Origin of the sequence: Streptomyces sp. NPDC046939 (assembly GCF_040644575.1) — a bacterium.
Taxonomy (GTDB): Bacteria; Actinomycetota; Actinomycetes; order Streptomycetales; family Streptomycetaceae; genus Streptomyces.
Window position 1 is genome coordinate 37,674 of record NZ_JBEYWV010000010.1, and the last position, 12,521, is coordinate 50,194.

A 12,521-nucleotide genomic window follows, 5' to 3' on the forward strand; every position below is an offset into this window, starting at 1 on the left:
CTGTCACACCCGCCTCCGGTGTAACCGCGGTCTCAGACACCGGCCCGACGTCCCGCATGCCTGCGACAAGTGCGAGGATGGGGGGCGGCAGGACAGGGCCCCACCCCAGGGCCGAAGAACGAGCGGCCGAACACCAGCCGCCGCCCGGTCATCGGAGACCGGCGTACGGCGCACATGCATGGAGGACGTGACGTGGCGAACGACGCCAGCACCGTTTTCGACCTAGTGATCCTCGGCGGTGGCAGCGGCGGTTACGCCGCGGCTCTGCGTGCCTCGCAGCTGGGTCTCGACGTCGCCCTGATCGAGAAGGGCAAGGTCGGCGGCACCTGCCTGCACAACGGCTGCATCCCGACGAAGGCCCTGCTGCACGCGGGCGAGATCGCCGACCAGGCGCGCGAGAGCGAGCAGTTCGGTGTCAAGGCGACCTTCGAGGGCATCGACATCGAGGCCGTCCACAAGTACAAGGACGACGTCATCTCCGGGCTCTACAAGGGCCTGCAGGGGCTGATCGCCTCGCGCAAGGTGACGTACATCGAGGGTGAGGGCAAGCTGTCCTCCCCGACCTCCGTGGACGTGAACGGCCAGCGCATCCAGGGCCGCCACGTGCTCCTCGCGACCGGCTCCGTGCCGAAGTCGCTGCCGGGCCTGGAGATCGACGGCAATCGCATCATCTCCTCGGACCACGCGCTGAAGCTGGACCGCGTCCCGAAGTCCGCGATCGTGCTCGGCGGCGGCGTCATCGGCGTCGAGTTCGCCTCGGCGTGGAAGTCCTTCGGCACCGACGTCACCATCGTCGAGGGCCTCAAGCACCTCGTGCCCGTCGAGGACGAGAACAGCTCCAAGCTTCTTGAGCGCGCGTTCCGCAAGCGCGGCATCAAGTTCAACCTCGGCACCTTCTTCGACAAGGCCGAGTACACGCAGGACGGCGTCCGCGTGACCCTGGCCGACGGCAAGACCTTCGAGGCCGAGGTGCTGCTCGTCGCCATCGGCCGCGGCCCGGTCTCGCAGGGCCTCGGCTACGAGGAGCAGGGTGTCGCGATGGACCGCGGCTACGTCCTCGTCGACGAGTACATGCGCACCAACGTCGAGACGATCTCGGCCGTCGGTGACCTCGTCCCGACGCTCCAGCTCGCGCACGTCGGCTTCGCCGAGGGCATCCTGGTGGCGGAGCGCCTGGCCGGTCTGAAGACCGTCCCGATCGACTACGACGGCGTGCCGCGGGTGACGTACTGCCACCCCGAGGTCGCCTCCGTGGGCATCACCGAGGCCAAGGCCAAGGAGATCTACGGCGCGGACAAGGTCGTCGCCCTGAAGTACAACCTCGCGGGCAACGGCAAGTCCAAGATCCTCAAGACCGCGGGCGAGATCAAGCTCGTCCAGGTCAAGGACGGTGCCGTGGTCGGCGTCCACATGGTCGGCGACCGTATGGGCGAGCAGGTCGGCGAAGCCCAGCTGATCTACAACTGGGAGGCGCTGCCCGCCGAGGTCGCCCAGCTGATCCACGCCCACCCGACGCAGAACGAGGCGATGGGCGAGGCCCACCTGGCGCTCGCCGGCAAGCCGCTGCACTCGCACGACTGAGCGCGGCGCCGGCCACCACGCCACTGCGTCGCGAAAACTGGGCGCGACGACCGACCGACACAGACTTCCGCAACACGGCACCCGTGGTTGCGCATCGTTAAGGAGCAACAGAAACCATGGCGGTTTCCGTATCCCTTCCGGCGCTCGGTGAGAGCGTCACCGAGGGCACTGTCACCCGCTGGCTGAAGGCCGAGGGCGAGCGCGTCGAGGTCGACGAGCCGCTGCTCGAGGTCTCGACCGACAAGGTCGACACCGAGATCCCCTCGCCCGCCGCCGGCGTCCTGGCCTCCATCAAGGTCGCCGAGGACGAGACCGTCGAGGTCGGCGCCGAGCTGGCCGTCATCGACGACGGCTCCGGCGCCCCGGCGCAGGAGCAGGCCCCGGCCGCCGAGCCGGCGCAGCCCGCCGAGGCCCAGCCGTCCACCGAGGCCGAGACCCCCGCCCCGGCCCCGACCCCCGAGGCGAGCGCCGGTTCCGGCTCCGCCGAGGGCACCGACGTGACGCTGCCCGCCCTGGGCGAGTCCGTCACCGAGGGCACCGTCACCCGCTGGCTGAAGGAGGTCGGCGAGGAGGTCGCGGAGGACGAGCCCCTCCTCGAGGTCTCCACCGACAAGGTCGACACCGAGATCCCCTCCCCCGTCGCCGGTGTGCTCCTGGAGATCACCGTCGCCGAGGACGAGACCGCCGAGGTCGGCGCCAAGCTCGCCGTCATCGGCGCGCCCGGTGCCGCCCCGGCGCAGCAGGCCCCGGCCCAGCCCGCGGCCCCCGCGCAGGAGGCCCCCGCGGCCCCGGCCCCGCAGCAGGCCGCCCCGGCGCAGCAGGCTCCGGCGCAGGAGGCCCCGGCCGCTCCGGCGCCGCAGGCCCCCTCGGCCCCGGCCCCGCAGCAGCAGACCGCCCCGGCGCCCGACCCGGCCCCGTCGCAGCCCGCCCCGGCCCCGGCCCCCGCGCCGGCTCCGCAGCAGGCCGCCGCCCCGGCCCCGAAGGCTCCCGCGCCCGCCCCGGCGGACGACGGCGCCTACGTGACCCCGCTGGTGCGCAAGCTCGCCGCCGAGAACAACGTGGACCTGTCCACGGTCAAGGGCTCCGGCGTCGGCGGCCGCATCCGCAAGCAGGACGTCACCGCCGCCGCCGAGGCCGCCAAGGCGCAGCAGGCTCCGGCCGCCGCCCCGGCCGCCTCCTCGGCGCCGAAGTCCCCGGCCCTGGAGGCGTCGCCGCTGCGTGGCCAGACGGTCAAGCTGCCGCGCATCCGCAAGGCCATCGCGGACAACATGCACAAGGCGCTGCACGAGCAGGCGCAGCTCTCCTCGGTCATCGAGGTCGACATCACGAAGCTGATGAAGCTCCGTGCCAAGGCCAAGGACTCCTTCGCCGCCCGTGAGGGCGTCAAGCTGTCCCCGATGCCGTTCTTCGTCAAGGCCGCCGTCCAGGCGCTGAAGGCCCACCCGGTCATCAACGCCCGCCTGAACTACGACGAGGGCACGATCACCTACTTCGACTCGGAGAACGTCGGCATCGCCGTCGACTCCGAGAAGGGCCTGATGACCCCGGTCATCAAGGGCGCGGGTGACCTCAACATCGCGGGCATCGCCAAGAAGACGGCGGAGCTGGCGGGCAAGGTCCGCACGAACAAGATCGCCCCGGACGACCTGTCGGGCGCCACCTTCACGATCTCCAACACGGGGTCGCGCGGCGCGCTGTTCGACACGGTCATCGTCCCGCCGAACCAGGTCGCCATCCTGGGCATCGGCGCCACGGTGAAGCGCCCCGTCGTCATCAACCACCCGGACCTCGGCGAGACCATCGCCGTCCGCGACATGACGTACGTAACGCTCTCCTACGACCACCGTCTGGTGGACGGCGCGGACGCCGCCCGCTACCTGACCACGGTCAAGCAGATCCTCGAGGCCGGCGAGTTCGAGGTCGAGCTGGGTCTGTAGTACTTCGCGGTACTGAGGCAGTACGTGAGGGTGGCGGCTGTTACCAGCCTCACCTGCGGCGCCCTCGTCCGGAGCACCTCCGGGCGGGGGCGCCGCCGTATTGTCTAGACGTCAACTCCCTTGGCCCTCCGGAGGAGCCCTCATGACCACGCCGGTCGTCCACTCGCTGCGCGAGCAGATCCGCGAGCACATCGTGGAGGGGATCGTCAGCGGCCGCTGGAAGCCGGGTGAGCGGATCGTGGAGCGCCGGATCGCCACGGAGCTTGAGGTCAGCCAGACGCCCGTACGGGAGGCCCTGCGGGAGCTGGAGTCGCTGCGGCTGATCGAGTCGGCGCCCAACAAGGGCGTGCGGGTCCGCAACCTCTCGGCGGCGGACCTGGAGGAGAGCTATCCGGTGCGGGCCGGTCTTGAGGCGATCGCTGCGGAGCTGGCGTGTGCGCGGCTCGCGGAGGACTGCTCGGCTCTTGAGCCGCACGTCGCGGCGCTGTACCAGGCCGACCGGGAGGCCGACGGGACCGCGCAGGTGCGGCACACGGTCGGTTTTCACCGGGAGCTGGTGCGCGCCGCGGGTAATTCGGTGTTGCTGCACACCTGGGAGGGGCTGGGGATCGAGGTGTTCACGGCGCTGTCCATTCGGTGGCTGGGGACCGTTCAGCAGTCCTATGCCGAGGAGCACGAGGAGCTTGTGGCGGCGTTTCGGCGGCGGGATCCCGAGATTGCGGCGCTGGTGAAGGCGCATGTTCTGGGGTGTGCGCCCCGCGCGTGAGTCCGGAAGCGTCTGCCATGTGCACACCGTCGCCGAGTGATCGCTCGTCGTGGCTGGTCGCGCCGTTCCCCGCGCCCCTGGCGGGGCACGGAGTGCCCCGGGTCGTGGCACCTTGTGCCTACTTTCTCGATCTGAAGAGGTTTTACTCCTTCACCCTTTGATCGATCATCGATCACGGAGTTATTGTCACCTGCGGGTCTCCACCGGGACCCCGCCCTGTCCTGCCAAAGACCAAGGGCACCCCCACCCCACCCCCTTCGACTCAGGAAGGCGTGCGGCGATCATGACCGACCCCATGCGCATCCAGCCGAGCGAGCTCGACCAGCTCCCGGACCGCGACCCCGAGGAGACCGCCGAATGGCAGGCCTCCCTGGACGCCGTCACCAAGGCGGCCGGGCCGCACCGTGCCGCGCAGCTCATGCGCCGCACGCTGGAGCGCGGCGAGGCCGGCGGCCTGCCGCTGCCCAAGCTCCTGTCGACCGAGTACATCAACTCGATCCCCACCTCCGCCGAGCCGGACTTCCCCGGTGACGAGGAGATGGAAGCCAAGATCACCGCGTACAACCGCTGGAACGCGGCCGCGATGGTGACCCGTGGCTCGAAACACGGCGTCGGCGGCCACATCGCCACCTTCGCCTCGGCCGCCTGGCTGTACGAGACCGGCTTCAACCACTTCTTCCGCGGGAAGGAGGGCGACGGCTCCGGCGACCAGCTCTACATCCAGGGCCACGCCTCGCCCGGCATCTACGCCCGCGCCTTCCTCGACGGCCGCCTCTCCGAGGCGCACCTCGACAACTTCCGCCGCGAGGCCGGAGGCAACGGCCTGCCGTCGTACCCGCACCCGCGCCGCCTGCCGTGGCTGTGGGAGTTCCCGACCGTGTCCATGGGCCTCGGCCCGCTCTCCGCGATCTACCAGGCGCGGTTCAACCGCTACCTGACCGCGCGGAACATCAAGGACACCTCCAACTCCCACGTCTGGGCCTTCCTCGGCGACGGCGAGATGGACGAGCCCGAGTCGACCTCGGCGCTCACGCTCGCCGCCCGCGAGGGTCTGGACAACCTGACCTTCGTCATCAACTGCAACCTGCAGCGCCTGGACGGCCCGGTCCGCCCGAACTTCCGCGTCGTGCAGGAGCTGGAGGCGCAGTTCCGCGGCTCCGGCTGGAACGTCATCAAGTCGATGTGGGGCAACGCCTGGGACGAGCTGTTCCAGCTCGACACCACCGGCGCGCTCCTGGAGCGGCTCCGTGAGGTCCCGGACGCCCAGTTCCAGACGTACCAGACGCGCGACGTCGCCTACATCCGCGAGAACTTCTTCGGCACGAACCCGGCGCTGATCGAGCTCGCGAAGGTGCTCTCCGACGACAAGATCTCCGAGTGCTTCCACGTCTCGCGCGGCGGTCACGAGCCCCGCAAGGTGTACGCGGCGTACAAGGCGGCCGTCGAGCACAAGGGCGCGCCGACGGTCATCCTCACGCAGACGGTGAAGGGCTTCACGCTCGGCAAGGGCTTCGAGTCGAAGAACGCCAACCACCAGATGAAGAAGCTGACGATCGACGAGTTCAAGGACATGCGTGACCTCCTTGACCTGCCGATCCCGGACAGCCGCTTCGAGGACGGTGTCGTTCCGTACGCGCGTCCCGCCGACGACTCCCCCGAGCTGCGCTACCTCGCCGAGCGCCGTGCCGCCCTGGGCGGTCCGGCCCCGGCCCGCCGTACGCAGCCGCTCGCGCCGCTGCCCGCCCCGGCCGACAAGGCGTTCGCCTCGTTCGACAAGGGCTCTGGCTCGCAGTCCGTCGCCTCGACGATGGCGCTCGTACGGCTCCTGAAGGACCTCGTACGGGACAAGACGTCCGGCAAGCGCTGGGTGCCGATCATCCCCGACGAGGCGCGCACCTTCGGCATGGAGTCGCTGTTCCCGTCGCTCGGCCTGTACTCGCCCAAGGGGCAGACGTACGACCCGGTCGACCGTGACCAGCTCATGTACTACAAGGAGTCCGAGTCCGGCCAGATCCTCAACGAGGGGATCAACGAGGCGGGCGCGCTCGCCGACTTCATCGCCGCCGCCACGTCGTACGCGACGCACGGCGAGCAGATGATCCCGCTGTACATCTTCTACTCGATGTTCGGCTGGCAGCGCACCGGCGACCAGTTCTGGCAGCTCGCCGACCAGATGGGCCGCGGCTTCGTCGTCGGCGCCACCGCCGGTCGTACGACGCTGACCGGTGAGGGCCTCCAGCACGCGGACGGCCACTCGCCGATGATCGCTGCGACCAACCCGGCGGCCCTGTCCTACGACCCGGCCTTCGCGTACGAGATCGCGGTCATCATGAAGGAGGGCCTGCGCCGCATGTACGGCGAGGCCAAGCCGGGCGAGGACCAGGACGTCTTCTACTACCTGACGGTCTACAACGAGCCGATGCCGCAGCCGGCCAAGCCGGCCGTGGAGGGTCTCGACGAGGCCATCGTCAAGGGCCTGTACCGCTTCAACACGGCGGAGACGGCGGGGGTGAACGTGGCGGCCGCGAACGCGCCGCGCATCAACCTCATCGGTTCCGGTACCGCCATCCACTGGGCCCTCGACGCGCAGCGACTGCTCGCCGAGGAGTGGGGCGTCGCCGCCGACGTCTGGTCGGCCACCTCCTGGACCGAGCTGCGCCGTGACGCCCTGGAGGCCGACGCCGCGCTGCTGAAGGGCGAGGAGCGGATCCCGTACGTCCGCCAGGCGCTCGCCGGTGCGCAGGGCCCGGTCCTGGCCGTCTCCGACTACATGCGCCAGGTCCCCGACCAGATCGCGCAGTGGGTCGAGCAGGACTACACCTCGCTCGGCGCGGACGGCTTCGGCCTCTCCGACACCCGTGAGGACGCGCGCCGCCACTTCGGCGTCGACGCCCAGTCGATCGTCGTCGCGGCCCTCGCCCAGCTCGCCCGCCGCGGCGAGGTCAAGGCGACGGCCGTGAAGGAGGCGCGCGAGCGCTACGGCCTGTAGGAACCGCACAGCACCTGCCGCGTGCCCCGTCCCGATTGCCGGGACGGGGCACGCGTGCGTGAATGGACGGGTCGTCAGGGGGGCGGGGGGTTCACCCGGCCGTGGGAGGCATTCGCGTGCAGATCTCCAAGACCCCCTCCGCACCCTGCTGGGCCGACCTGTTCACGCCGGACCCCGAGGGGGCCCGCGGCTTCTACGAGGCGCTGTTCGGCTGGCGTTCCCGGCTCGCGGACGACCCGGCGACCGACGGCTACAGCATGTTCGCGCTCGACGCCGAGGACGGGCACCTCGTCGCCGGGGTCGGCCCGGCGGCGGAACCGCGCGAGCCCGCGGCCTGGCTGCCGTACTTCCAGACGAGCGGGATCGACGCGGTCACCGCGCGCGTGGGCGGCAACCGCGGCCGGGTGGTCGCCGGTCCGCTCGCCGCGGCGGGACAGGGCCGCCTCGCGGTCTGCCAGGACCCGGCGGGCGCCGGGTTCGGCCTGTGGGACCCGCTGTCGCACGCCGGGTTCGAGGCGGTGGACGTGCCGAGCAGCTTCTGCTGGTTCGAGCTGGTCACGCGGGACGCGGCGGGCGCGGTCGACTTCTACCAGGCGGTGCTCGGCTGGGGCCCGCGGCGGCGCCCCTTCGGCGACGGGACCACGTACACGGAATGGACCGTGGCCGACGAAGCCTTCGGCGGGATGGTCGACATGTCGACCGGCTCGCCCGGCCGGTTCCCGCTCGACCTGCCCTCCCACTGGAACCTGTACGTCGCCGTGGACGCCCCGGACGCCACGGCCGCGCGCTGCGAGGAGCTGGGCGGGCGGGTCCTCGTGGCGCCGACGGACCTCCCGACGGGCCGGTTCGCCGTCCTCGCGGATCCGCAGGGTGCGACGTTCTCGGTCATGCGCTTCACCCCATGACGGCCTGAGCCCCGGCCGGCGGGCATCGTTGTCAGTGGCACGGGTCATGATGGCGGCATGCGTGCTGCCCGCCTGATCAAGATGGTGCTGTTGCTCCAGTCCCGGCCGTCGATGACCGCGGCCGAGCTGGCGCACGAGCTGGAGGTCTCCGAGCGGACCGTGACGCGGGACGCGCAGGCGCTGTCCGAGGCGGGCGTCCCCGTCTACGCGGACCGGGGCAGGGCCGGCGGCTACCGGCTGATCGGCGGCTACCGCACCCGCCTCACGGGCCTGGCCCGCAGCGAGGCGGAGGCGCTGTTCCTCTCCGGGGTGCCGGGGGCGCTGCGCGAGATGGGTCTGGACGACGCGGCGTCGGCGGCCCGGCTCAAGGTGTCGGCGGCGCTGACCCCGTCGGTGCGGGACGCCTCGCGGACGGCGGCGCAGCGGTTCCACCTGGACGCGCCGGCCTGGTTCAAGGAGCCGCGCACACCCGAACTGCTGCCCGCCGTCGCCGAGGCAGTGTGGGGCGACCGGGTGCTGCGGGTCGCGTACGCGCGCCGGGGCGCACCGGATGCGCCGGTCGAGCGGGAGCTGGAACCGTACGGCCTCGTCCTGAAGGCGGGGGTCTGGTACCTGGCGGCGGCCGTGCGCGACGAGGACGGGTCGGGGTCGCGGCGGCGCGTGTACCGCATGGACCGGTTCACGTCGGTGACCGCGCTGGACGAGCGGTTCGAGCGGGACGAGGAGTTCGACCTGCCCGCGTTCTGGGAGGAGCGGGCCGAGGAGTTCGCGCGGGCGCTCCTCGGCGCCGAGGTGGTCGTACGGCTGACGGCCGACGGTGTACGGCGGTTGCCGTACGCCACGGACACGGCGTCCGCGCGGGAGGCGCTGGAGTCGGCGGGGCCCGCGGACGCGGACGGGCGGGTGACGGTGACCTTGCCGGTCGAGTCGGAGGAGGTCGCGTTCACCCAGCTCATGGGGCTCGGGCCGGAGGCGGAGGTGGTGGCTCCGGAGGCGTTGCGGGAGCGGTTCGCGCAGGCGGCGCGGCGGATGTGCGGGTGGTACGGGCGGGAGTAGACGCGTCGCCGCCCTCGGCAGGTGGTGCCCTGGGCATGTGCACGCGTAACGAACTGGCGCACGTCCGGCGCTCGGCGTGCGGCCCCCCGGCACAGGGCCGATGCTTGTCCCGTGATGGACGAGACCGAGTTCTGGGAGATCGTGGACACCACCCGCGAGGCCGCCGAGGGCGACCCCGAGGACCACGCCGAGCTGCTCGTCGACAGACTCCTCCGCTACGACCCCGACTCCGTGCTCGACTTCGCCCGGCACTTCGAGGCCCGCTACAACCGCGCCTACCGCTGGGACCTGTGGGGCGCCGCGTGGGTGCTGCTCGGCGGGGCCAGCGACGACGCGTTCGACTACTTCCGGTGCTGGCTGATCGGGCAGGGGCGGGAGGTGTTCGAGGGGGCGCTGCACGACCCGGACTCGCTGGCGGAGTCCCTCGACGCGTTCGACGAGGACGTGGACGGGGACGGGGAGGATCTGGGGTACGCGGCGGACGAGGCGTACGAGGAGCTGACCGGCACGGTCGCCCCCGACCTCGGGCTGCCGCCCGCCCCCGCGGAGCCGGAGGGCACGCCGATCGACTTCGAGAACGAGTCCCTGATGGCGGGCCTGTACCCCCGCCTGACGGAACGGTTCGGGTAGTCCCCGCTGGTGTCGAGTGCGGCCAGCCCCCACCCGCCCGCAGACGGCCGACCCACCTCACGCCGCGCGGATCGCCTGGTCCAGCCCCGGGAACGCGAACTCGAACCCCGACTTCAGGAGACGGCTCGGCACCGCCCGGGTGGAGCCCAGTACCTCGCCCGCCATTTCCCCGAGCACCAAGCGGAGCGCAACCGCCGGCGCCGGAAACAGTGCCGGACGTCGCAGAACCCGCCCCATCGCCGCCGTGACCTCACGGTTCGTCGCGGGATGCGGAGCGGTCAGGTTGACGGGGCCGGCCAGGCCCTCCGTGTCGAGGCAGTGCCGCAGCGCCGCGACATGATCGTGCAGCGCGATGAAGGACCAGTACTGCCGCCCGTCCCCGAGCCGCCCCCCGAGCCCCGCTCTGAACAGCGGGAACAGCTTGCCCCAGGCGCCTCCGGCGCGGGACACGACCAGGCCCGTACGCGCGAGGACCGTACGGACGCCCGCGTCGCGCGCGGGCGCGACCGCCGCTTCCCACTCCACGCACAGGGAGGCGAGGAACCCCTCCCCCGCGGGGGCGGACTCGTCGACGGCGCGGCTGCCCGTGGACCCGTAGTAGCCGACGGCGCTGCCGTTGACGAAGACGCGGGGCGGTTCGGGCAGCCCCGCGATCGCCTCGGCGAGGGTCCGGGTCCCGAGGACGCGGCTGTCGCGGATCTCCCGCTTGTACGCGTCGGTCCACCGGTGGTCACCGACCCCGGCACCGGCGAGGTTGACGACGGCGTCGCATCCGGCGAGCCGTTCGGCGTCGATCTCCCCCTTCTTCGGGTCCCAGCGGACCTCGTCCGCCGCGCGTGGGTCCCGGCGCACGAGGCGCAGGACGTCGTGTCCGTCACGGGTCAGGGAGCGGACGAGCGCCGAGCCGGTGAGTCCGGAGGCGCCCGCCACCGCGATACGTGTCATGCCCCCATCCTGCCGGTCGTACAGTGGCGCGCATGTCGCGACAGCCACCTCTCATACGTTTCGCCGTGCCGGAGGACGACGGGGCGCTGAGCCGCCTCGACGGGGACACCTGGTCGTATCTGCACGCGGTCGTGGAGCGGCGCGAGCCGCCCTATCCGCCGTTCTTCAGTGACCGGTTCGGCCCGCGCGACCACTTGGTCGCCGAGCTGGACGGGCGGGTCGTGGGGTACATCCGGCTCGTGCGCCCCACCTCGCTGCCGTCGAACGCGCACGTCAGGCAGGTGCAGGGGCTGGCCGTCGCACCGGCCGCACGCGGGCACGGCGTGGGCCGGGCGCTGGTGCGGGCGGCGGTCGAGGAGTCGCGGCGGCAGGACGCGCGCCGCCTCACGTTGCGGGTGCTCGGCCACAACACCCCGGCCCGCAAGCTGTACGAGGCCGAGGGCTTCGTCGTGGAGGGCGTGCTGCCCGAGGAGTTCCTGCTGGACGGGGAGTACGTGGACGACGTGCTGATGGGGCGGTCGTTGCACGACGGCACGTGGCGGAGTGCGGGGGCGGGCGAGTCGTAGCAGGGTTGATGGCGTAAGGCCGTCGCGAGAGGAGCCCTGCCGGCATGACCTGGCCCTTGGCGCGCCGCCGTGACGGGGAGGAGCGCGCCTGGCTGCGCGGCGCGCCGCCGCCCCGCTGGGTGCGCTGGCTGCCCGTCGTGCTGCTCGTCGGTCTGGGCGCGCTCCAGGCCGCCACGGAGCAGCATCTGGAGCTGGGTTTCCTGCTCGGCGCGATCCCGCCGCTGGCCGCCCTGTCGTACGGGCCCGCGGCGACGGCCGTGCTGGGCGCCGTCGCCGTGGGGTTCCTGGCGCTGCCTCCGGCGGGGTTCGGCCGCCCCGGCAACAGCGATCTGCTGACCGTGCTGTTCGTCTCGGTCCTGAGCGTGCTGATCGCGTGGGTGCGGCAGCGCCGGGACGAGCATCTGGTGACGGTGCGTACGGTCGCGGAGGCCGCCCAGTTCGCGGTGTTGCCGCCGCTGCCGGAGCGGGTGGGGTCGGTGCGGTGCGCGGGCCTGTACCGGGCGGCGCACCGCGGGGCGCTGGTCGGCGGTGACTTCTTCGACGTGCGGCGCGGGCCGCACGGTGTGCGGGCGGTCGTCGGGGACGTGCAGGGGCACGGTCTGTCCGCGGTGGGCACGGTGGCGGGGCTGCTCGGCGCGTTCCGGGAGGCGGTGCTCGACCAGCCGGACCTGGAGGGTGTGGCGGCGCGCCTCGACCGCCGCCTCCTCGTGGACACGGCCGGGGACGAGCCGGCCGAGCTGTTCGCGACGGCGGTGCTCCTGGAGTTCCCGGACGACTCCCCCGTCGTACGGATCCTCAGTTGCGGCCATCCGTGCCCGCTGCTGCTGCGCGGCGGGCGCGTGACGGAGCTGCCGGTGCCGTCGGGGGCGCCGCTGGGTGTCGGGATCGGCGGGGCCGGGCCGCCCGAGCGGTACACGCTCCCCCTGCGCCGTGGTGACCGGCTGCTCGCGCTGACCGACGGGGTGACGGAGGCGCGGGACGCGTCCGGCCGCTTCTACCCGCTGGCGGAACGGTTGCGCGGCCACGCGCGGGACGATCCGGCGGCGCTGACGGACGCGGTGTGGCGGGACGTGGTGCGGTTCGCGGGGACGGTACGGGACGATCTGACGCTGCTCGTCTTCGCCCCGGATGTGCCCTGACGACGGC

10 protein-coding genes are annotated in these 12,521 nt (G+C 72.2%); 9 read left to right on the plus strand and 1 reads right to left on the minus strand.

The window, feature by feature from the left end:
• The first annotated feature begins 192 nt into the window (after positions 1 to 192).
• The 7 genes from lpdA (at position 193) to ABZ877_RS13270 (ending at position 9,864) form a co-directional block, all read left to right on the plus strand.
• Positions 193 to 1,581, plus strand: a complete 1,389-nt coding sequence (lpdA, locus tag ABZ877_RS13240) for a dihydrolipoyl dehydrogenase (RefSeq protein ID WP_361069042.1) — start codon at positions 193 to 195, stop codon at positions 1,579 to 1,581.
• Positions 1,582 to 1,697: 116 nt separating this feature from the next.
• Positions 1,698 to 3,518, plus strand: a complete 1,821-nt coding sequence (sucB, locus tag ABZ877_RS13245) for a 2-oxoglutarate dehydrogenase, E2 component, dihydrolipoamide succinyltransferase (RefSeq protein WP_361069045.1) — start codon at positions 1,698 to 1,700, stop codon at positions 3,516 to 3,518.
• 142 nt (positions 3,519 to 3,660) lie between these two features.
• Entirely contained in the window at positions 3,661 to 4,284 is a 624-nt protein-coding gene (locus ABZ877_RS13250; protein WP_361069048.1) for a GntR family transcriptional regulator, read from the plus strand.
• Between the two features lie 283 nt (positions 4,285 to 4,567).
• A complete protein-coding gene (gene aceE, locus ABZ877_RS13255) occupies positions 4,568 to 7,273 on the plus strand; it encodes a pyruvate dehydrogenase (acetyl-transferring), homodimeric type (RefSeq protein ID WP_361069051.1) in 2,706 nt (901 codons plus the stop codon).
• Between the two features lie 116 nt (positions 7,274 to 7,389).
• Positions 7,390 to 8,178: a VOC family protein gene (locus ABZ877_RS13260; RefSeq protein WP_361069053.1), complete on the plus strand. Its 789-nt coding sequence runs from the start codon at positions 7,390 to 7,392 to the stop codon at positions 8,176 to 8,178.
• Between the two features lie 57 nt (positions 8,179 to 8,235).
• The gene (locus tag ABZ877_RS13265) at positions 8,236 to 9,234 is read left to right on the plus strand and encodes a WYL domain-containing protein (protein ID WP_361069056.1); all 999 of its coding nucleotides are present in this window, start codon (positions 8,236 to 8,238) and stop codon (positions 9,232 to 9,234) included.
• 114 nt (positions 9,235 to 9,348) lie between these two features.
• On the plus strand, positions 9,349 to 9,864 hold the full coding sequence (locus ABZ877_RS13270) for a DUF4240 domain-containing protein (protein WP_361069462.1): 516 nt from the start codon (positions 9,349 to 9,351) through the stop codon (positions 9,862 to 9,864).
• Positions 9,865 to 9,921: 57 nt separating this feature from the next.
• Here the strand turns inward: ABZ877_RS13270 and ABZ877_RS13275 are convergent, their stop codons facing one another.
• Positions 9,922 to 10,809, minus strand: a complete 888-nt coding sequence (locus ABZ877_RS13275; RefSeq protein WP_361069059.1) for a TIGR01777 family oxidoreductase — start codon at positions 10,807 to 10,809, stop codon at positions 9,922 to 9,924.
• Positions 10,810 to 10,841: 32 nt separating this feature from the next.
• Here ABZ877_RS13275 and ABZ877_RS13280 point away from each other — a divergent pair, with 32 nt between their 5' ends.
• Both ABZ877_RS13280 and ABZ877_RS13285 read left to right on the plus strand, forming a co-directional pair.
• Complete coding sequence (locus ABZ877_RS13280; protein WP_361069061.1) at positions 10,842 to 11,375, plus strand: GNAT family N-acetyltransferase; 534 nt, start codon at positions 10,842 to 10,844, stop codon at positions 11,373 to 11,375.
• A gap of 44 nt (positions 11,376 to 11,419) precedes the next feature.
• Positions 11,420 to 12,514 carry a PP2C family protein-serine/threonine phosphatase gene (locus tag ABZ877_RS13285; RefSeq protein ID WP_361069064.1) on the plus strand — a complete coding sequence of 365 codons (1,095 nt, stop codon included), beginning with the start codon at positions 11,420 to 11,422 and terminating at the stop codon, positions 12,512 to 12,514.
• Positions 12,515 to 12,521 lie beyond the last annotated feature (7 nt).

Coding starts and splice junctions, on each gene's coding strand:
- ABZ877_RS13265 (WP_361069056.1), top strand. CDS start 8,236: ATGCGTGCTGCCCGCCTGATCAAGATGGTGCTGTTGCTCCAGTCCCGG.
- aceE (WP_361069051.1), top strand. CDS start 4,568: ATGACCGACCCCATGCGCATCCAGCCGAGCGAGCTCGACCAGCTCCCG.
- ABZ877_RS13275 (WP_361069059.1), bottom strand. CDS start 10,809: ATGACACGTATCGCGGTGGCGGGCGCCTCCGGACTCACCGGCTCGGCG.
- ABZ877_RS13250 (WP_361069048.1), top strand. CDS start 3,661: ATGACCACGCCGGTCGTCCACTCGCTGCGCGAGCAGATCCGCGAGCAC.
- ABZ877_RS13270 (WP_361069462.1), top strand. CDS start 9,349: ATGGACGAGACCGAGTTCTGGGAGATCGTGGACACCACCCGCGAGGCC.
- ABZ877_RS13280 (WP_361069061.1), top strand. CDS start 10,842: ATGTCGCGACAGCCACCTCTCATACGTTTCGCCGTGCCGGAGGACGAC.
- sucB (WP_361069045.1), top strand. CDS start 1,698: ATGGCGGTTTCCGTATCCCTTCCGGCGCTCGGTGAGAGCGTCACCGAG.
- ABZ877_RS13285 (WP_361069064.1), top strand. CDS start 11,420: ATGACCTGGCCCTTGGCGCGCCGCCGTGACGGGGAGGAGCGCGCCTGG.